Source organism: Variovorax sp. R-27 (assembly GCF_049913215.1).
Lineage (GTDB): Bacteria > Pseudomonadota > Gammaproteobacteria > Burkholderiales > Burkholderiaceae_C > Variovorax.
This window is the reverse complement of the sequence record NZ_CP183984.1, coordinates 3,696,040-3,715,057: the sequence shown is the minus strand read 5'-3', so window position 1 is coordinate 3,715,057 and position 19,018 is coordinate 3,696,040. Positions and strand designations below refer to the sequence as shown.

General features: G+C 64.5%; 16 protein-coding genes. 10 read left to right on the top strand and 6 right to left on the bottom strand.

Going from position 1 to position 19,018, the window contains the following annotated elements; all coding sequences use genetic code 11:
- Positions 1-58: 58 nt before the first annotated feature.
- The 6 genes from ACN9MV_RS17375 to ACN9MV_RS17350 all read right to left on the bottom strand — a co-directional run bounded on the left by ACN9MV_RS17375 (position 59) and on the right by ACN9MV_RS17350 (position 4,820).
- Positions 59-844, bottom strand: a complete 786-nt coding sequence (locus ACN9MV_RS17375; protein ID WP_093074013.1) for a peptidylprolyl isomerase — start codon at positions 842-844, stop codon at positions 59-61.
- Positions 845-971: 127 nt separating this feature from the next.
- A complete protein-coding gene (locus ACN9MV_RS17370; RefSeq protein ID WP_093056903.1) occupies positions 972-1,250 on the bottom strand; it encodes a BolA family protein in 279 nt (92 codons plus the stop codon).
- Complete coding sequence (locus ACN9MV_RS17365) at positions 1,247-1,789, bottom strand: septation protein A (protein ID WP_093056902.1); 543 nt, start codon at positions 1,787-1,789, stop codon at positions 1,247-1,249. The genes ACN9MV_RS17370 and ACN9MV_RS17365 overlap by 4 nt, the downstream gene beginning before the upstream one ends.
- Positions 1,786-2,196 (bottom strand): peptide-methionine (R)-S-oxide reductase MsrB, encoded by a 411-nt coding sequence (gene msrB / locus ACN9MV_RS17360; protein WP_093056901.1) that lies wholly within the window; start codon positions 2,194-2,196, stop codon positions 1,786-1,788. The genes ACN9MV_RS17365 and msrB overlap by 4 nt, the downstream gene beginning before the upstream one ends.
- Positions 2,193-3,674: a protein adenylyltransferase SelO gene (locus ACN9MV_RS17355; protein WP_426388779.1), complete on the bottom strand. Its 1,482-nt coding sequence runs from the start codon at positions 3,672-3,674 to the stop codon at positions 2,193-2,195. Before ACN9MV_RS17355 ends, msrB begins: the two co-directional genes overlap by 4 nt.
- A gap of 66 nt (positions 3,675-3,740) precedes the next feature.
- Entirely contained in the window at positions 3,741-4,820 is a 1,080-nt protein-coding gene (locus tag ACN9MV_RS17350; protein ID WP_426393179.1) for an AraC family transcriptional regulator, read from the bottom strand.
- A gap of 222 nt (positions 4,821-5,042) precedes the next feature.
- Here ACN9MV_RS17350 and ACN9MV_RS17345 point away from each other — a divergent pair, with 222 nt between their 5' ends.
- The 10 genes from ACN9MV_RS17345 to ACN9MV_RS17300 all read left to right on the top strand — a co-directional run bounded on the left by ACN9MV_RS17345 (position 5,043) and on the right by ACN9MV_RS17300 (position 18,987).
- Positions 5,043-6,803 (top strand): carboxylesterase/lipase family protein, encoded by a 1,761-nt coding sequence (locus ACN9MV_RS17345; protein WP_426393178.1) that lies wholly within the window; start codon positions 5,043-5,045, stop codon positions 6,801-6,803.
- A 114-nt stretch (positions 6,804-6,917) separates the two neighbouring features.
- Positions 6,918-8,561 carry a 3-(methylthio)propionyl-CoA ligase gene (locus tag ACN9MV_RS17340; RefSeq protein ID WP_426388777.1) on the top strand — a complete coding sequence of 548 codons (1,644 nt, stop codon included), beginning with the start codon at positions 6,918-6,920 and terminating at the stop codon, positions 8,559-8,561.
- A 147-nt stretch (positions 8,562-8,708) separates the two neighbouring features.
- Positions 8,709-9,938, top strand: a complete 1,230-nt coding sequence (locus ACN9MV_RS17335) for a branched-chain amino acid ABC transporter substrate-binding protein (protein WP_093056898.1) — start codon at positions 8,709-8,711, stop codon at positions 9,936-9,938.
- Between the two features lie 199 nt (positions 9,939-10,137).
- Positions 10,138-11,379 carry a branched-chain amino acid ABC transporter substrate-binding protein gene (locus ACN9MV_RS17330; RefSeq protein ID WP_093056897.1) on the top strand — a complete coding sequence of 414 codons (1,242 nt, stop codon included), beginning with the start codon at positions 10,138-10,140 and terminating at the stop codon, positions 11,377-11,379.
- An 83-nt stretch (positions 11,380-11,462) separates the two neighbouring features.
- Complete coding sequence (locus ACN9MV_RS17325; protein ID WP_426388775.1) at positions 11,463-12,416, top strand: branched-chain amino acid ABC transporter permease; 954 nt, start codon at positions 11,463-11,465, stop codon at positions 12,414-12,416.
- Positions 12,417-12,420: 4 nt separating this feature from the next.
- Positions 12,421-13,764 carry a branched-chain amino acid ABC transporter permease gene (locus tag ACN9MV_RS17320; protein WP_093173368.1) on the top strand — a complete coding sequence of 448 codons (1,344 nt, stop codon included), beginning with the start codon at positions 12,421-12,423 and terminating at the stop codon, positions 13,762-13,764.
- The gene (locus ACN9MV_RS17315) at positions 13,761-14,531 is read left to right on the top strand and encodes an ABC transporter ATP-binding protein (RefSeq protein WP_093173370.1); all 771 of its coding nucleotides are present in this window, start codon (positions 13,761-13,763) and stop codon (positions 14,529-14,531) included. The genes ACN9MV_RS17320 and ACN9MV_RS17315 overlap by 4 nt, the downstream gene beginning before the upstream one ends.
- A 1-nt stretch (position 14,532) precedes the next feature.
- Positions 14,533-15,228 carry an ABC transporter ATP-binding protein gene (locus ACN9MV_RS17310; RefSeq protein WP_093056893.1) on the top strand — a complete coding sequence of 232 codons (696 nt, stop codon included), beginning with the start codon at positions 14,533-14,535 and terminating at the stop codon, positions 15,226-15,228.
- Between the two features lie 149 nt (positions 15,229-15,377).
- Positions 15,378-17,483: a 3-hydroxyacyl-CoA dehydrogenase NAD-binding domain-containing protein gene (locus ACN9MV_RS17305; protein ID WP_097199183.1), complete on the top strand. Its 2,106-nt coding sequence runs from the start codon at positions 15,378-15,380 to the stop codon at positions 17,481-17,483.
- A 28-nt stretch (positions 17,484-17,511) separates the two neighbouring features.
- Positions 17,512-18,987: a M20 family peptidase gene (locus ACN9MV_RS17300; protein ID WP_093173371.1), complete on the top strand. Its 1,476-nt coding sequence runs from the start codon at positions 17,512-17,514 to the stop codon at positions 18,985-18,987.
- Positions 18,988-19,018: the final 31 nt, after the last annotated feature.

Sequence of the window (19,018 nt, the reverse complement as noted above, 5' to 3'; positions counted from 1 at the left end):
GGGCAACAAAAAAGCGGCCCGCGGGCCGCTTTTTTCATGGGGCTGCAAGGCTCCGGTCTTACTCGACCTTGGCCTTGGCGCGCAGATCCTCTTGGTACTTCTGCAGGCGCTGCTGCTGCAGTTGCTGCGTGATCTGCGGCTTCACTTCTTCCAGCTTCGGCAGTTGGGCCTGGCGGATGTCGTCGACGCGGATGATGTGATAACCGAACTGGGTCTTGACCGGAGCGGGGGTGGTTTCGCCCTTCTTGAGCTTGATCATCGCTTCCGAGAACTCGGGCACGAAGCTCGCGGGGTTGGCCCAGTCGAGGTCGCCGCCGTTGGCGCCCGAACCCGGGTCCTTGCTCTGCTTCTTGGCGATGTCTTCGAACTTGGCACCCTTCTTCAGGTCGGCCATGATCTTCTTGGCCTGGTCCTCGGTCTCGACCAGGATGTGGCGAGCCTTGTATTCCTTGCCGCCATTGGCCGCCACGAACTTGTCGTACTCGGCCTTCACGTCGGCGTCCGAGACCGGGTTGGTCTTGCGGTAGTTCTCGAACAGTGCGCGGATCAGGATGGCCTGGCGGGCGAGTTCGAGCTGGTTCTTGTAGTCGTCGCTGGCGTCCAGGCCCTGCTTTTGCGCTTCCTGCATGAACACTTCGCGCGCCACGATTTCCTCGCGCAGCTGGCTCTGCATTTCAGGCGTCACCGGGCGGCCTGCGGCTGCCAGTTGCTGGGCCAGAACGTCCATGCGGGCCTTGGGCACCGGCTTGCCGTTCACGATGGCTGCGTTCTGCGCCAGAGCCGCCATGGACGTGGCACCGAGCAGCACTGCGGCCGCGACGGCCTGCAAGATTTGTTTTTTCATGGAATGAATATCGAGCTGGAAAGGAAATGCGCGTGTAGGAAAAGGCGCGGGAAAGAAAGCAGGGATAGGGAAGAAAAGAAGGGGAGCAACGGCCGGTGCAAACGCGGCGTGCGATCCGGTGGACGACTCAGAGCACCTCGATGGCGATGGCGTGCAGACCCTGTGCGATAAAAACCTGGAGGGCATCATACACAAGCCGATGTCGCGCCACGCGGGGCTTCCCTTCGAACAGAGGGGAGGCGATGCGCACGCGGAAATGGGTGCCGCGGCCCTCCGCGTTGGCGCCCGAATGGCCTGCGTGGGCGGCGCTCTCGTCGATCACTTCGAGCTGCGTGGGGCTAAGCGCCTCGCGCAGCGCGGCTTCGATGTCGGCGGCTGTGGGCAGCAGTGTGGTGCTCGTCGTCATGCCGTCGGCTTGTCTTCGTTCTTCAGGTGCGGCGCGATGTACAGGCCCTGCGCCACCAGGAAGACGATGGGGAACACATAGCCCCAGAGCTTGAAGTTGACCCAGGCCTCGGTCGTGAAGTACGCCGCCACGTAGCCGTTGATGATGGCCATGAACAGGCAGTAACCGATCCACGCCACATTGAGCCGGCCCCAGATGCGGTCGGGCAGCTCGAGCTGCGAGCCCAGCAGCATCTTCAAAAAGTTCTTCTTCAGCGCCCAGAGCGCCACGGCCAGCGCAATGGCCATTGCGCCGTACAACACCGTCGGCTTCCACTTGATGAAGCGGTCGTCGTGCAGAGCCAGCGTGAGCGTGCCGAACAGCAGGATCAGCACCAGCGTGGCTTTCTGCATGGCCTGCAGCTTGCGCTCGGTGGCGTAGATGATCGCCATCTGCACGACAGTGGCGGCCATCAGCACGCCGGTGGCGGTGTAGATGTCGCCGAGCTTGTAGGCGCCGAAGAACAGCAGGATCGGGAAGAAGTCGAGGAGCAGTTTCATTTTTTCTGGAAGTCGAGCGACGCCGAGTTCATGCAGTAGCGCAGGCCGGTTTCGGTAGGGCCGTCGGGGAACACGTGGCCCAGGTGGGCGCCGCAATTGGCGCAGACGTTCTCGGTGCGCACCATGCCGTGCGAACGGTCGACGATGTTGCGGATGGCACCGGGCACGGCTTCTTCCGAGAAGCTGGGCCAGCCGCAGCCCGCGTCGAACTTGGTCGTCGACTCGAACAGCTTGGCGCCGCAGCACACGCAGTGATACGTGCCGTCGTCCCAATGTGCTTCGTACTTGCCGGTGAAGGGGCGTTCGGTGGCGGCGTGGCGCGTTACCTCGAAGGCAGCGGGCTCAGCGCCTTTTTCAGCGAGCAGGGCTTTCCATTCGGCGTCGGTTTTCTGTACGGGAGTGGTCATGATGAGCAGCTGATTTCGATCGTGGAGGCCCAGTCGGGCGGGAAGCCGGCCAGTGCGTCGGCGTCGGGATGTTCTTCAAATGGGGACTGGAGCACAGCCAGCAAGGTTGCCACGGCCGAGTGTTCCTTTTGCTGACTTGCTTCGATGGCTTGCTGTCCCAGGTGGTTCCGCAGCACGAATCCGGGATTCGATTTGAGCATCAGATCGGCAGCTTGCGCGCGCCCAGTGGGCGTATGGCGCTCCGAAAACGCTAGCGCCCATGCATCGAAATCCTCGCGGTCCAGGAACAGGTCGCGCACCGGCTCGACGTTGCCGTCGGCCATGTAGTTCGAGAGCCGTCGCCAGAAGATCGTGTAGTCGACCTTGCCCGCGGCCAGCAGCTTGAGCACACCCTCGATGAGCGCGCGGTCGCCTTCGGCCGCCTCGGCAAGGCCCAGCTTGGCGCGCATGCGGCCTTCGAACTCGTTCGGGAACACCGTCTTGTAAGACTCAAGCGCGGCCACCGCCACTTCCTGGTCGCCGATCAGCGGCAGCAGCGCCTGCGCCAGGCAGAACAGGTTCCAGTAGGCGACGTTGGGCTGCTGGTTGAAGGCGTAGCGCCCGTTGGTGTCGCTGTGGTTGCAGATGTGGCGCGGATCGAAACCGTCGAGGAACTGGAACGGCCCGTAGTCGATGGTGAGCCCGAGGATGCTCATGTTGTCGGTGTTCATCACCCCGTGGCAGAAGCCCACGGCCTGCCATCGGGCGAGCAGGGCGGCGGTGCGCTCGCTCACGGCTTCGAGCAAGGCTGCGTACGCGTTGCCGTTGAAGCGGTCGGTGGTGCGGCACGCCGGGTAGTAGCGGTCGATGACGTAGTCGGCCAGCGCGCGCAACTCGTCTTCACGCTGGTTGGCCGCGAAGTGCTCGAAGTGGCCGAATCGGATGAAGCTAGGCGCCACGCGGGTCACGACAGCCGAGCTTTCCGGCTCCTCGCGGTACACGCGGGCGTCGGAGCCGGTCACGCAGAGTGCGCGGGTGGTCGGGATGCCGAGGCCGTGCATGGCCTCGCTGCAGAGAAACTCGCGGATGCTGGAGCGCAGCACCGCGCGGCCGTCGCCGCCGCGCGAGTAAGGCGTGCGGCCCGCGCCCTTCAATTGCACTTCGAGCCCGCTTTCGGTTTCGCCGATCATGATGGCGCGCCCGTCGCCCAGTTGGCCGGCCCATACGCCGAACTGATGGCCGCTGTAGACCGTGGCAAAGGGGCGTGTGCCGGCGATGGGCAGGCTGCCGGTCAGGGCCGCCAGCGTTGCATCCGACGAATGCCAATCAGGCGGCAGGCCCAGCTCGCGGGCGACGGCTTCGCTGCGGCCCACCCAGTACGGATCGGGCAGCGGCGTCGGCCGCAATTCGGTGAGAAACGCAGGGCCAAGGGTGGCGAAACCGGGTTTCCAGCGCAGCCCAAGGTCCGCGACCTCGGTGTCTTCAGCAAGCAAGCTCATAGGCGGATTGTCCGGCACAGCGCGTAACCCCTTGCCAAGCGGGCCATCGAGGCCCGTTGCACGAGTTCAGGCGGCTAGCGGCGCGGGGCTGTCCCAGATGCGAGCCCGGTACTGCGCCGGCGGCACGCCGAACCAGCGCTTGCAGGCGCGAAAGAAGTTGCTGGTGTCGACGAAGCCCAGCATGTCAGCCACGTCGGTCAGCGTATGCCGGTCTTCCGCCAGGTACTGCTGCGCCAGCTCTCGACGGGTGCGGTCTAGCAAACCCTGGAACGACACCGACTCTTCCTGCAGCCGTCGCTGCAGCGTGCGCTCGGCCAGTCCCAGGCCCGAGGCCACGTCCTGGCGGCGCGGCTCGCCGTGCTGGAGCCGGCGCGCGATTTCGGCGCACACCAGGCTGCTGGTGGTGGTCTGGCCCAGCAGATTGAGTTGATCGTCGAGCAGGTGCTCCTGCATCTCGCCGAGCACCGGGTGGAAGGTGGGCAGCGGCATCGTCATATCGGCCGTCGACAGCAGCAGCCGGTTGGCGACGGCGTTGAAGCGCACTTCGCAGCCGAAGGCCTCGCGGTGCAGCCGGTCGTTGGCCGGCGCGGGGTACACGAACTCCATGGCCAGCGGCTGCAGCTCGCGCCGCGTGAGCCACTGGCACTGCATGAACACGGTCAGCAGGGCGTATTCGACGCGCTGGCGCGGAATCGGCAGGCTGCCGCCGGTGTGCTCCATCACCATCCAGCAGCCGCGCGGCTCGGGGTGCATCGAGAAGGCGGTCGCGTCCGAGATCACCGCCATGTAGCGCGTCAGCCGTGTGAGCGCAGCGCCCAGGTCTGGGCTGCAGGCCATGGCGTGACCGACCGTGCCCAGCTTGCTGTGCGTGGCGGCCAGGTCGCGGTGCAGGCCCAGCGTGTGCTTGCCGGCGCGCGCCACCGCGAGCTGCCAAAGCACCGAGATCTCGTCGACCGGGATGCGCGTGTTCTGGCGGTGCAGCGAATCGGGGTCGAAGCCGGCATCGCGCAACAGCGAAGGCACGTCCAGCCCCTCGGCCTCGAACATCGACAGCACGCCCTCTAGCCACGCGGCCGAGCTGGTGCGCAGCTCCGGCTGCGGCATGCCGCCGGCCCGTCGCTGCGGCCCGCGTTGGCGGTGCGACAGGGAGGCTCCTGAAGTCATTCGTTTGGCTTCCTTGCGATAGCGGTGAAAACGACGCCGGTTTCTAGAATTTTTTGCGTGCTCGGCGGCCCGGAGTATGGGTGCCGCGCACCAGGCCAGGAATTCCGATTAACCCGGTGTGGAGACAAAAACATGAAGACAGAGACAACGGCACAAAACCAGGGTGCAGCAAGAAAAACGGCGGTGGGCAAGGCCATCGCCACCATGGCGGCAGCGGCGGCCCTTGCGGCCCTCTCGGCCTGCGGAGGCGGTTCATCCGGTTCGTCCGGCTTCACCTTCCTGCCGAGTGCGCCCCCACCGGCGCCAGCGCCCCCGGCTCCGCCTCCAGCCGACGGCCCGATGGTGCGCCAGACCACGGCCGGCAAGATCGAAGGCGTGGACGACGGCGCCAGCTCGGGCACCTACTACTGGAAGGGCGTCCCGTTCGCCCAGCCGCCCGTGGGCGCGCTGCGTTGGCGCGCACCGGTCGCACTCGAAGCCTGGAGCGATATTCGTCAGACAACCAAGTTCGGCAATGCCTGCCTGCAGATCGGCCGCATCTTCAGCCCGGGCCTCAACAACACATACGACGCCACCATCGGCACCAACCTCGGCAAGCCGGTCGGCAGCGAAGACTGCCTGTTCGTCAACATCTGGCGCCCGGCGACGGACGAGAAGAACCTGCCCGTGCTGCTGTTCGTGCATGGCGGCAGCAATATCTCGGGCTACACAGCCGACCCGCTGTACGACGGCGCCAAGCTGGCGAAGACCGCCAACGCGGTGGTCATCACCGCCAGCTACCGCCTCGGCATCCTGGGCTTTCTCAACATGCCGCAGCTGAAGCCGGGCGGCACCGCGGGCGACGACTCCGGCAACTTCGCGCTGCTCGACAACATGGCGGCGCTACGGTTCATCCAGAACAACGTTGCCAACTTCGGCGGCGATCCGGGCAACGTCACGCTGTCGGGCGAGTCGGCGGGCGCCACCAACCTGCTGTCGGTCATGACCTCGCCGATGGCCAAGGGCCTGTTCCACAAGGCCTTCGAGATGAGCGGCGGCATTTCGCTCGCGAGCAACCTGCCGCCCGGTACGCTGCCTTCGCTGTCGCCGGCCTCTGCTTCGCTCGCGCAGGGCGCGGCCATCCTGGAGAAGCTGCTCGTTGCAGACGGCACCGCCGCCGACGCGACCGCTGCCAAGGCCTACATCGCCACCCGCACGCCGGCCCAGATCGCCGAGTACCTGCGCGCGCAGGACGGCGGCAAGATGCTGGGCACCGTGGTCGCCGCGGGGCTGGGCTCGGTCGGGCCCATTCCAGATGGCACCGTGATCCCGACCGACCCGATCGGCGCCATCGCGGCCGACCAGTACGTGAAGGTGCCCATGCTCGCCGGCAACACGCGCGACGAGGGCAAGCTCTTCGCGTCGCTGCTGGGGACGATCGGCTTTCCGACCTCGGGCTGGATCGTCAACGACGCCCAGCGCTTCTCGCTGATGTTCAACTTCGACCCCGATGCCGCACCCACGCTCACCGTGAACGACATCATCGACCCGTTCTACCTTCCGGTAGACAAGCCCGGCACCGGCTACAACGCAGCCACCGCGCTCGTCACGAAGGGGCTGTTCGAGGCCAACCGCAGCAACCTGCTCGACACGATGAAGACGCGCCAGTCGAACATCTGGCACTACCGTCTCGACTGGTCGCAGGAAGCGGCGCCGTGGAATGACGTGTACGGCGCCTCGCATGCCTTCGACCTGCCGTTCGTGTTCGGCAATTTCGGCCCCTCGGTGCTGTCGAACGTCATGGGCGGCAAGGCCAACGAGAAGGGGCGGCTGGCGCTGTCGAACGCCGTCATGGCCAGCATCGGCGCCTTCATGCGCAAGGGAGATCCGAACACGCCCGAACTTGGTGCGACCTGGGCGCCGTGGCCCGCGCAATTGCTGCTCGACGCCACGCCGCTGGCGGCCAAGATCACGCCGATGCAATGAGCCGCTTCGTTCAATCGTGCAGTGCGGGTTTGTGTCATTGTGGAAGTGGCCGAAGCTTGCGTGAATCCGTTGTCCGCAGGTTTTCATGAAGTCATTTCACATAGGAGTTCGTAGATGCTGGGTTTGATGCAAGACCAACCGCTTTTGATCTCGTCGCTGATCGAGTTCGTCGAGCGCCACAACGGCGACGGCGAGATCGTCTCGCGCCGTGTCGAAGGCGACATCCACCGCTGCACATGGAGCGACATCGCATCGCGCGCCAGGCAGGTGGCCAATGCGCTGGACGGCGAGCAGTTGCTGTTCAGCGACCGCATCGCCACCCTGGCCTGGAACGGCTATCGCCACCTGGAGCTGTACTACGGTGCGAGCGGCAGCGGCCGCGTGCTGCACACCATCAACCCGCGCCTGCACCCCGACCAGATCGCGTGGATCGCCAACCATGCCGAAGACCAGATCCTGTGCTTCGACCTCACGTTCCTGCCGCTGGTGCAGGCCGTGCATGCGCGCTGTCCCACGATCCGGAAATGGGTTGCACTGTGTGATGCGGACAAGCTCCCCGCCGACAGCGGCGTGCCCAACCTCGTGAGCTACGAAAGCTGGATGGGCGCGCAGTCCACCGACTACGAGTGGCCCAGCTTCGACGAGAACTCCGCCTCGAGCATGTGCTACACGAGCGGCACCACGGGCAACCCGAAGGCCGCGCTCTACAGCCACCGCTCGACCATGCTGCATGCCTACGCCGCGGCCTTGCCCGACGTCATGCGCCTGTCGGCACGCGACTCGGTGCTGCCGGTGGTGCCGATGTTCCACGTCAACGCCTGGGGCATTCCGTACTCGGCGGCGCTGGTGGGCTGCAAGCTCGTGTTCCCCGGCCCGGCGCTGGACGGCAAGTCGGTGTTCGAGCTGATCGAAGGCGAGGGCGTGACCTTCGCGGCGGGCGTGCCCACCGTGTGGCAGATGATGCTCGGCCACATGCAGGCGAACGGGCTGAAGTTCAGCAAGCTCAATCGCACTGTCATCGGCGGTTCGGCCTGCCCGCCGGCCATGATCAAGGCGTTCCAGGAGAACTACAACGTCGAGGTGCTGCACGCCTGGGGCATGACCGAGATGAGCCCGCTGGGCACGCTGTGCACGCTGAAGAACAAGCACTTGTCGCTGCCGGCCGATGCGCAGCTGCAGATCCGCATGAAGCAGGGCCGCGCCATCTTCGGCGTCGACATGAAGATCGTCGACGGCGACGGCAAGGAACTGCCGTGGGACGGCAAAGCCTATGGCGACCTGCTGGTCAAGGGCCCGTGGATCGTCAAGGAATACTTCAAGGGCGAGGGCGGCAATCCGCTGATTCCCGACGAGCAGAACCGCGGCTGGTTCCCCACCGGCGACGTGGCCACCATCGACGCCGAGGGCTATCTGCAGATCACCGACCGCAGCAAGGACGTGATCAAGTCAGGCGGCGAGTGGATCAGCTCCATCGAGATCGAGAACATCGCCGTCGCGCACCCGGCCATCGCCATGGCCGCGTGCATCGGCGTGTTCCATCCGAAGTGGGACGAGCGGCCGATCATCGCGGTCGTGAAGAAGCCCGGCGCCGAAGTCACGCGCGAAGAGCTGTTGAAGTTCTACGAGGGCAAGACTGCCAAGTGGCAGATCCCGGACGACGTGGTGTTCGTCGAGGCCATTCCGATCGGCGCCACCGGAAAGATCCTCAAGACCAAGCTGCGCGAGCTGCTGAAGGACTACAAGCTGCCGACCCTCTGAAGACAAGGACACGAGCCAAGCCCACCCGCACTGTCGCCTACGCGATAGGAAAGCCGCCCCGGCGGCCTTCCTTCCGGGCATTCCCTGTGCGGCGAAGAAAAGGGCGCTTGTACGCTGGCATTCCGCCTTTCACACTGGAGACTCTTCATGCAATTTGCTATCAAGTCAGTAGCTGCCTGTGCAATGTTGGTGAGCGCTGCCGCTGCCTTCGCTCAGAAGGGCGAGACCGTCAAGATCGCCTGGCTCGACCCGCTGTCGGGCCTCATGGCCGCGGTTGGCACCAACCAGCTCAAGACCACGCAATTCCTTGCTGAAGAGTTCAACAAGAAGAACCAGTCGGGCGTGAAGTTCGAGATCATCGCGCTCGACAACAAGCTCAGCCCGCAAGAGACCACCGCCGCGCTGCGTTCCGCGCAAGACCAGGGCGCGCGCTACATCATGCAGGGCAACGGCTCCGGCCCCGCGCTAGCCATCATCGACGCCGTCGAGAAGAACAACGCGCGCAATCCGGGCAAGGAGCTGCTCTACATGAACTACGCGGCGGTCGACCCCGACCTGACCAACAGCAAGTGCAGCTACTGGCACTTCCGGCTGGACGCCGACACCTCCATGAAGATGGAGGCGCTGACCACCTGGATGAAGGACCAGCCCGACATCAAGAAGGTCTACATCCTCGGCCAGAACTACGCCCACGGGGTGCAGGTATCCAAGTTCGCCAAGGAAGACCTGAAGGTGAAGCGCCCCGACATCCAGATCGTGGGCGACGACCTGCATCCGCTCGCGCAGGTGCGCGACTTCTCTCCGTACATCGCCAAGATCAAGGCTTCGGGCGCCGACACCGTCATCACCGGCAACTGGGGCTCCGACCTGTCGCTGCTCATCAAGGCGGCCAACGACTCGGGCCTGAACGTCAAGTTCCTGACCTACTACGCGCCGGGTGCGGGCACGCCCACGGCCATGGGCGCCACTTCCGACGGCAAGGTCTACACCGTCGCCTACGCCCACTACAACATGGGCGGGGAAATCCAGCAGCTGCTCGCCGGCTACAAGAAGCGCATGAACGACGACCTCACGCAGTCGTCGATCTATCACGTGTTCGCACTGCTCGATGCCGCCTTCGCCAAGACCAAGTCGACCGACCCGGTCAAGGTGGCCGCGGCGCTGGAGGGCATGAAGATCAAGAGCTTCAACGGCGAGGTCGAGATGCGCAAGGCCGACCACCAGCTGCAGCAGGGCCTGTACATCTCGCGCTGGGAAAAGGCCAGCGCCAAGTACCCCTACGACGCGGAGAACACCGGCTACACGAACGTTCCCGTGAAGTACTACGAATCGTACGTGGCGAGCACGCCCACGTCGTGCCAGATGAAGCGCCCCTAGGCGTCTTTGTGAACGCGTTTCCTACCCATTGGTAGCAGCTGTCTACCAACGGGTAGCAAATTGGAGAAACGCGGTGTCGCATGCGCGATAGAAACGGGCCTTTGCAGCACCCCTCTTACGGGCATTCCCTGAGGGGAGGGGCTGCAAACGCTTGTACTCTCGTGCGGCGTTTTGAATCGGTTTGACCAGGAGATATAGATTGAAGTTCGCTCTGAAAATCGCTACCGCGGCCGTCATCGCGGCAACCGCCACCGGCGCCCTTGCCCAGAAGGGTGAAACCGTCAAGATCGCATGGCTCGACCCGTTGTCGGGCCTCATGGCCGCGGTCGGGACGAACCAGCTCAAGACCTTCCAGTTCTTTGCCGAAGAGTTCAACAAGAAGAATGCGGCAGGCGTGAAGTTCGAGATCATCGGCATCGACAACAAGCTCAGCCCGCAAGAGACCACCAGCGCACTGCGCTCGGCGCTCGACCAGGGCGCGCGCTACATCGTGCAGGGCAACGGCTCCGGCCCTGCGCTGGCCATCATCGACGCGCTCGAGAAGAACAACGCGCGCAATCCCGGCAAGGAAGCGCTGTACCTGAACTACGCCGCCGTCGACCCCGACCTGACCAACAGCAAGTGCAGCTACTGGCAGTACCGCTTCGACGCCGACACGTCGATGAAGATGGAAGCGCTGACCACCTACATGAAGGACCAGCCGGAAATCAAGAAGGTCTACCTGCTCAACCAGAACTACGCGCACGGCCAGCAGGTCTCCAAGTTCGCCAAGGAAAACCTCAAGAACAAGCGCCCCGACGTGCAGATCGTCGGCGACGACCTGCATCCGCTGGCCCAGGTGCGCGACTTCGCGCCGTACATCGCCAAGATCAAGGCCTCGGGCGCCGACACCGTCATCACCGGCAACTGGGGCTCCGACCTCGCGCTGCTGATCAAGTCGGCCAACGACTCGGGCCTGAACGTCAAGTTCTACACCTACTACGCCGTGACCAGCGGCACGCCGACCGCCATGGGCGCAGCGTCCGACGGCAAGGTGTACCAGGTCGGCTATGCCCACTACAACATGGGCGGCGACATGCAGAAGTACGCCGAAGAGTTCAAGAAGAAGTTCAACGACGACCTCTACACCACCGACGTCTACACCGTGTTCCAGGCGCTGACCGAAGCCTTCGTGAAGACCAAGTCGACCGACCCCGTCAAGGTGGCCGCCGCCATGGAAGGCATGAAGTTCAAGAGCTTCAACGGCGAGATCGAACTGCGCAAGACCGACCACCAGGCACAGCAGGGCCTGTACATCGCCAAGTGGGAGAAGGCCAGCGCCAAGTACCCGTACAGCCCGGAGAACACCGGCTACACGCTGGCCCCGGTGAAGTACTACGACGCCTACGTGGCCAGCACGCCCACCTCCTGTCAGATGAAGCGGCCCGGCGGCGCCTCCTGATCGCTGTCTGATCGCCACCTGACAGGTCGAGGCCCGACTTCAACACTCGGGCCTTTTTCTTTTTTACCTGACACGAAAGACCGATGAACGTCGAATTCTTCGTCATCTCGCTGCTCAACGGCGTGAGCTACGGCTTGCTGTTGTTCATGCTGAGCTCTGGCCTCACGCTGATCTTCAGCATGATGGGCGTGCTCAATTTCGCGCACGCCAGCTTCTACATGCTGGGCGCCTATTTCGCCTACACGCTGTCGGGCATCGTCGGTTTCTGGCCGGCGCTCTTCATCGCGCCGCTCTTGGTGTTCGCGCTGGGCGCGGCCTTCGAGCGCTACTGCCTGCGCCGGGTCCACAAGTTCGGCCATGTGCCCGAGCTGCTGGTGACCTTCGGTCTTTCGTACCTGATCCTCGAACTCGTGCAACTGGTGTGGGGCCGCTCCACGGTGCCGTACGGCCTGCCGTCGGCGCTGCAGGGCCCGCTCTTCTCGCTCTACGGCACGCAGTTTCCCAAGTCGCGCTCGTTCATCATGCTGGTGGCGGTGCTGATGCTGGTGTCGGTGTGGCTGCTGCTCACACGCACGCGCATCGGCCTGGTCATCCAGGCGGCGCTGAAGCACCCCGACATGGTCGAGGCGCTGGGCCACAACGTGCCGCGCGTGTTCATGCTGGTGTTCGGCGGCGGCGCCGCGCTGGCGGGCCTCGCGGGCGTGGTCGGCGGCAACACCTACGTCACCGAGCCGGCCATGGCGGGTTCGGTCGGCTCCATCATCTTCGTGGTGGTGGTGGTCGGCGGCATGGGCTCGCTGGCAGGCGCCTTCCTGGCCTCGCTGATCATCGGCGTGGTGCAGACCTTCGCCGTGGCCATGGACCAGTCGCTCGCCACCGGCCTGCAGGCGCTCGGCGTGGCGGTGAGCGACCAGACCTTCGGCTACGAGCTGCTCAAGCTCACCATTTCGCAGGTGGCACCGATCCTGCCGTATCTGTTCCTGGTGCTGATCCTCATCTTCAGGCCCAAGGGTCTTCTCGGGACGCGGGAGGACTGACGCCATGAACACTGCAACCACCACAACCACGCCAGCCGCTTCGGCCACCAAGGCGCCGACGCAGTACTACCGCTTCAAGCCGCTGAACATCGGCCGCATCCTGATCTGGTCTTTCTTCGCGCTGCTGCTGATCGTGGCGCCGATGATCTTCACCAGCAGCCTGGCTCTCACCATGCTGTCGCAGATCGGCTACCTCATCATCATCTGCCTGAGCTACAACATGCTGCTGGGGCAGGGTGGCATGCTCAGCTTCGGGCATGCGGTGTACGTGGGCCTGGGCTCGTTCATCGCCATCCACGCGATGAACCTGGCCAGCGCCGGCAAGCTGCCGATTCCGCTGGTGCTCATCCCGCTCGTGGGCGGCCTGGGCGGCATGTTCTTCGCCGTGGTGTTCGGCTACGTGTCGACCAAGAAGTCGGGCACCACCTTCGCGATGATCACGCTCGGCCTCGGCGAGCTTGTCGCCGCCATGGCGCTGATGTTCCCGAGCTTCTTCGGCGGCGAGGGCGGCATCACCACCAACCGCGTGTACGGCGCCTCGGTCTTCGGCATCAACTTCGGGCCGCAGAACCAGGTGTATTACCTGATCGCCGTGTACTGCTTCATCTGCACCGGACTGATGTTCGCCTTCACCGGCACGCCCCTCGGGCGCATGCTGAACGCGGTGCGCGACAACCCGGAGCGCGTGGAGTTCATCGGCTACAACACGCAGCGCGTGCGCTACTACGCCTTCATCATCGCGGGCTTCTTCGCGGGCATCGGCGGCGGGCTGGCTGCCATCAACTTCGAGATCGTGAATGCGGCCGACAGCCTGAACGGGCTGCGCTCGGGCAGCTACCTGCTGTTCACCTTCCTGGGCGGCGCGACCTTCTTCTTCGGGCCGATCATCGGCGCGGCGTTGCTGGTGTTCGCGCTGGTGCTGCTGTCCGAGCTCAGCAAGGCCTGGCTGCTGTACGTGGGCCTGGTGTTCCTGTTGATGGTGATGTTCGCGCCCGGCGGCGTGGCCAGCCTGATCATGATGAACGTGCGCGTGGCGCTGTTCGGCAAGATCAAGCGCTTCTACGCACTCTACGTAGGCCTCTTCATCGGTGCGGCCATCATGCTCGCGGGCGCTGCCGCCATCGTCGAGATGATCTATCACATGCAGCTGAATGCGGCGCTCGGGCCCGTGGTGCCGCTCGCGGGCCTGCAGCTCGATACCTCATCGGCCACCAGCTGGATCATCGCGGTGGCGCTGCTGGCGGTGGGCCTGGGCGTGTTCGAGGTGGTGCGCCGTCGCTTCGCGAAGGTCTGGGGCCATGCACAGGAAGAAATCGAGGCCGAGATCAAGCGGCGGGAGACGGCATGACCTATTCACTTGAACTCAAGAACCTGCGCAAGAGCTTCGGCAAGACCGACATCATCCGCGGCGTCGATCTGGCCGTGACGGCCGGCGAGCGCATCGCCATCATCGGGCCGAACGGCGCGGGCAAGTCCACGCTGTTCAACCTGATCAGCGGGCGGCTCACGCCCACCAGCGGCGAAGTGCTGCTCAACGGCCAGCGCATCGACGGCATGAAGCCGTACGAGATCAACCGCATGGGCCTGTCGCGCAGCTTCCAGATCACCAACATCTTCCCGAAGCTCACCGTCTTCGAGAACCTGCGCTGCGGCGTGCTGTGGAGCCTGGGCTACAAATACACCTTCCTGCGCTTTCTCTCGAACCTCGACGACGCCAACGAGCGCACCGAAGAGCTCATCAAGCAGATCGGCCTGGAGAAGAAGCGCGACGTGCACGCGGTGAACCTCACCTACGCCGAGCAGCGCGCGCTGGAAATCGGCGTGACCATTGCGGGCGGCGCCAGCGTCATCCTGCTGGACGAGCCCACGGCGGGCATGAGCAAGACCGAAACCTCGCACTTCATCTCGCTCATCAAGCACGTCACGGTCGGCAAGACACTGCTGACGGTGGAGCACGACATGGGCGTGGTCTTCGGGCTGGCCGACAAGATCGCGGTGGTGGTGTACGGCGAAGTCATTGCCTTCGACACGCCTGCTGCCGTTCGCGCGAATGCGCGCGTGCAGGAGGCCTACCTCGGCTCGTCGGTCGCGGATGCACAAGGGGCGGGACACTGACATGCTGAAGCTCAAAGACATCCACGCCTACTACGGCAAGAGCCATGTGCTGCACGGCGTTTCGTTCGACGTGAACCCCGGCGAAATCGTCGCGCTGCTGGGCCGCAACGGCTCAGGCCGCTCGACTACCGCCAAAGCCATCATGGGCCTGGTGCACGCCGAGGGCGGCCTGCACTGGAAGGGGCAGGACATCCTGCGTCGCAAAGCCTACGAGATCGCCCATTTCGGCATCGGCTACGTGCCAGAGAACCGCGACATCTTCCCCAAGCTCACGGTGCACCAGAATCTGCTGCTGGGGCAGAAGGGCTCGGGCAAGGGCAGCCGCTGGTCGTTCGACGACATGTACGGCATGTTCCCGCGCCTGAAGGAGCGCCAGCACACCGAAGCAGGCGTGCTCTCGGGCGGCGAGCAGCAGATGCTTACGCTGTGCCGTACGCTGATGGGTGACCCCGACCTCATCATCATCGACGAGCCGACCGAAGGCCTCGCGCCCAAGATCGTCGAGCTGGTGGGGCAGTACCTGCGCACGCTGAAGGACAAGGGCATCTCGGTGCTGCTGATCGAGCAGAAGCTCACCATTGCCATGCAGATCTCCGATCGCGCGCTCGTCATGGGCCACGGCAGCATCGTGTTCGACGGCACGCCGGACAGCCTGCGCGCCGACGCCACCACTCGCAAAGAGTGGTTGGAGGTTTGATACCCCCAGGGGATTCGGGCCACGCCCCGGATCCCCTTGTCTCTCCAGCGACTGCGTGCCATTGTTGGGCCACGCGAAACGCCTAGAATCCCCCGAAAAAGAACACTCGTGCTTTTTCTTCTTTTTCTTCACACACCAAGGAACGCAGCATGACGGCTGAATACAAAGTGCTCGGCGATATCGCCGTGATCACACTGACCAACCCTCCGGTCAACGGTCTCGGTTTCTCGACACGCATCGGCATCACCGATGGCCTGTCGAAGGCCAATGCCGACGACGCCGTCAAGGCCATCGTCATCACCGGCGCCGGCAAGGCTTTCTCGGGCGGCGCGGACATCAAGGAGTTCGGCACGCCCAAGGCGCTGCAAGAGCCCAACCTGCTGAGCGTGATCCTCGCGCTCGAAGCCTCTCCCAAGCCCATCGTCGCATCCATCCACTCGGTGTGCATGGGCGGCGGCCTCGAACTGGCCCTGGGCTGCCACTACCGCGTGGCTGCCCCCGGCACCAGCGTGGCACTGCCTGAAGTCAAGCTGGGCCTGCTGCCCGGCGCCGGCGGTACGCAGCGCCTGCCGCGCGTGCTCGGCGTGGAAACCGCACTGAACATGATCGTCAGCGGCGAGCCCGTGAAGAGCGAACTGCTCGCGAGCCTGCCCGGCCAGAAGCTGTTCGACAAGCTCGCCGCCTCGGCCGAATCGGTGTTCGAAGAAGCCGTGACCTTCGCCAAGAGCGTGGCCGGCAAGACCGGCGAAGCGCTGCCGCTGGTGCGCAACCTGCCGTGCAAGCACCCACAGGGCGACGCCTACTTCCAGTTCGCGAAGAACATGGTCGGCGGCATGTCGAAGAACTACCCGGCGCCGCTGAAGTGTGTCGACGCCGTGCAGGCCGCGACGAAACTGAAGTTCGACGAAGGCATGGCCGAAGAACGCCGCCTGTTCACGGCGCTGATGTTCACGCCCGAATCGCTGGCCCTGCGCCACCTGTTCATGGCCGAGCGCGCCGCGAGCAAGATTCCCGACGTGCCCGAAGACACGCCCAAGCGCGAGATCAAGGCCGTTGGCGTGATCGGCGCCGGCACCATGGGCGGCGGTATCTCGATGAATTTCCTGAACGCGGGCATCCCCGTCAAGATCCTCGAGATGAAGCAGGAAGCGCTCGACCGCGGCGTTGCCACCATCAAGAAGAACTACGAAGCCCAGGTCAAGAAGGGCAAGCTCAAGCAGGACAAGTACGAGCAGCGCATGGCGCTCCTGAGCACCACGCTGAGCTACGACGACCTGAAGGACGCCGACCTCATCATCGAAGCCGTGTTCGAAGAAATCGGCGTCAAGGAAAAGGTCTTCAAGGAACTCGACCGCGTCGCCAAGAAGGGCGCGATCCTGGCCTCGAATACCTCGACGCTCGACGTCGACAAGATCGCCTCGTTCACCGACCGTCCGCAGGACGTGGTCGGCATGCACTTCTTCAGCCCCGCCAACGTGATGAAGCTGCTCGAAGTGGTGCGCGGCAAGGCCACCGCCAAGGACGTGCTCGCCACGGTCATGGACATCGGCAAGAAGATCAAGAAGACTTCGGTGGTCTCGGGCGTGTGCGACGGCTTCATCGGCAACCGCATGATCGAGCAGTACTCGCGCCAGGCAGGCTTCCTGCTGGACGAAGGCGCCACGCCGCAGCAGGTCGACAAGGCCGTCGAGAAGTTCGGCTTTGCCATGGGCCCGTTCCGCATGGGCGACCTGGCCGGCAACGACATCGGCTGGGCCATTCGCAAGCGCCGCGCCACCGAGCGCGCCGACATGAAGTACAGCCGCACGGCCGACAAGCTCTGCGAACTGGGCCGCTTCGGCCAGAAGACCGGGGCAGGGTGGTACGACTACCAGGCCGGCAAGCGCGATGCCATTCCGTCGGAACTCGTCAACAAGATGATCGAAGACCACCGCAAAGAGCTTGGCATCACGCCGCGCAAGATCTCCGATGAAGAGATCGTGCAGCGCCTGGTGTACGCACTGGTCAATGAAGGTGCGCACATCCTGGAAGACGGCATTGCCTCGAAGTCCGGCGACATCGACATGGTGTACCTCACCGGCTACGGCTTCCCGATCTGGCGCGGCGGCCCGATGCACTACGCGTCGCAGGTCGGCCTGTACAACGTGGCCGAGACGATGAAGCGCTTTGCCAAGAACCCGCGTGATGACGGCGCGTTCTGGCAGCCCGCACCGCTGATCCAGAAGCTCGTGGCCGAAGGCAAGCAGTTCAGCTGATCCACTAAGGCAAAGGGGCCGACCGCCAATGTTGAAACGCATCTTCCTCGGGCTGCTGCTGGCAATCGTCTTGCTGGTGGCCGCCGTGGCGGTCAAGACCTGGACCACACCGTCGCAGCAACTGGCGGTGGCGCCCGCGCCGAAGCTGGACATCGACCTGCAGGCAGCAGCCAAGCGGCTCTCTACAGCGATCACGTTCCGCACGGTGTCGGGCATGGACGATCCGGCTGCCAACGCGGCCGAGTTCGACAAGCTGCACGCATTCCTCGCGCAGCAGTTCCCGAAGGTGCATGCCACTCTCAAGAAGGAAGTGGTCGGCAACAAGGCGCTGCTCTACACATGGACCGGCACCGATCCCTCTGCTAAGCCCATCGCATTGATGGCGCACCAGGACATGGTGCCCATTGCCCCGGGCACCGAGAAGGCGTGGACGGTCGACCCCTTCGCGGGCGAGATCAAGGACGGCTTCATCTGGGGCCGTGGCACGCTCGACAACAAGAGCAATCTTTTCGCGCAGATGGAAGCCATCGAGCTGCTCATCGGCGCCGGCTTCAAGCCCAGGCAGACCGTCTATCTCGTGATGGGCGACGACGAAGAGGTGAGCGGCCTGCGCGGTGCGCTGCCTATTGCCGAACTGCTCAAGTCGCGCAATGTGCGCCTCGACTGGGTGCTCGACGAAGGCCTGCTGGTGCTCGACGGCGTGCTGCCGGGCCTGAGCAAGCCCGCTGCGCTCATCGGCCTGGCTGAAAAGGGCTATGGCACCTTCTTCCTCTCGCTCGACACCTCCCCCGGCCACTCGTCGATGCCGCCGCAGCACAGCGCCATCGGCAGTATGAGCGCGGCGCTGGCACGGCTCGAAGCCAACCCGATGCCCGGTGGCATCAAGGGCGTGGCCGGCCAGATGTTCGGCGCGCTCGCGCCCGAGATGAGTGGCGTCAATCGCGTGATGCTGTCCAACCTGTGGCTCACCGAGCCGCTGGTGCGCGGCCAGCTCGAGAAGAGCCCGAGCAGCAATGCCATGCTGCGCACGACCACCGCGCTGACCATCGTTCGCGCCGGCAACAAGGACAACGTGCTGCCCGGCCGCGCCGAGGCCGCTGTCAACTTCCGCATTCTGCCGGGTGACACGCTCGCCAGCGTCGAGGCCCACTTGCGCAAGACGCTGGCCAACGACGACATCAAGATCAAGCAGTACCCCGGCAACGCCGAGCCGTCGCCCGTGTCGGCGACCGACAGCACCGGCTACCGCGCGATCCAGCAGGCCGTGCGTCAGACCTTCCCCGATGCGGTGGTGGCCCCCGGCCTCATGACCGCCGCTACCGACTCGCGCCACTTCAGCCTCGTGAGCGATGCCGTCTTCCGCTTCTCGCCGTTCCGCGTGAAGGGCGAAGACCTGGCGCGCTTTCACGGCAACAACGAACGCCTGGCCATCTCGAACTACGGCGAGATGATCGGCTTCTATCACCAGCTCCTGAGCAACACCAACGCTGCTCCGGCGCAATGACGACAACCTCTTTTCCCTTCCATCTGCTTCA

What these genes read in the sequence shown, in the direction of transcription:
- ACN9MV_RS17375 (WP_093074013.1), bottom strand. Translation starts at nt 844, where the DNA reads ATGAAAAAACAAATCTTGCAGGCCGTCGCGGCCGCAGTGCTGCTCGGT.
- ACN9MV_RS17370 (WP_093056903.1), bottom strand. Translation starts at nt 1,250, where the DNA reads ATGACGACGAGCACCACACTGCTGCCCACAGCCGCCGACATCGAAGCC.
- ACN9MV_RS17365 (WP_093056902.1), bottom strand. Translation starts at nt 1,789, where the DNA reads ATGAAACTGCTCCTCGACTTCTTCCCGATCCTGCTGTTCTTCGGCGCC.
- msrB (WP_093056901.1), bottom strand. Translation starts at nt 2,196, where the DNA reads ATGACCACTCCCGTACAGAAAACCGACGCCGAATGGAAAGCCCTGCTC.
- ACN9MV_RS17355 (WP_426388779.1), bottom strand. Translation starts at nt 3,674, where the DNA reads ATGAGCTTGCTTGCTGAAGACACCGAGGTCGCGGACCTTGGGCTGCGC.
- ACN9MV_RS17345 (WP_426393178.1), top strand. Translation starts at nt 5,043, where the DNA reads ATGGCGGCAGCGGCGGCCCTTGCGGCCCTCTCGGCCTGCGGAGGCGGT.
- ACN9MV_RS17340 (WP_426388777.1), top strand. Translation starts at nt 6,918, where the DNA reads ATGCTGGGTTTGATGCAAGACCAACCGCTTTTGATCTCGTCGCTGATC.
- ACN9MV_RS17335 (WP_093056898.1), top strand. Translation starts at nt 8,709, where the DNA reads ATGCAATTTGCTATCAAGTCAGTAGCTGCCTGTGCAATGTTGGTGAGC.
- ACN9MV_RS17325 (WP_426388775.1), top strand. Translation starts at nt 11,463, where the DNA reads ATGAACGTCGAATTCTTCGTCATCTCGCTGCTCAACGGCGTGAGCTAC.
- ACN9MV_RS17320 (WP_093173368.1), top strand. Translation starts at nt 12,421, where the DNA reads ATGAACACTGCAACCACCACAACCACGCCAGCCGCTTCGGCCACCAAG.
- ACN9MV_RS17315 (WP_093173370.1), top strand. Translation starts at nt 13,761, where the DNA reads ATGACCTATTCACTTGAACTCAAGAACCTGCGCAAGAGCTTCGGCAAG.
- ACN9MV_RS17310 (WP_093056893.1), top strand. Translation starts at nt 14,533, where the DNA reads ATGCTGAAGCTCAAAGACATCCACGCCTACTACGGCAAGAGCCATGTG.
- ACN9MV_RS17305 (WP_097199183.1), top strand. Translation starts at nt 15,378, where the DNA reads ATGACGGCTGAATACAAAGTGCTCGGCGATATCGCCGTGATCACACTG.
- ACN9MV_RS17300 (WP_093173371.1), top strand. Translation starts at nt 17,512, where the DNA reads ATGTTGAAACGCATCTTCCTCGGGCTGCTGCTGGCAATCGTCTTGCTG.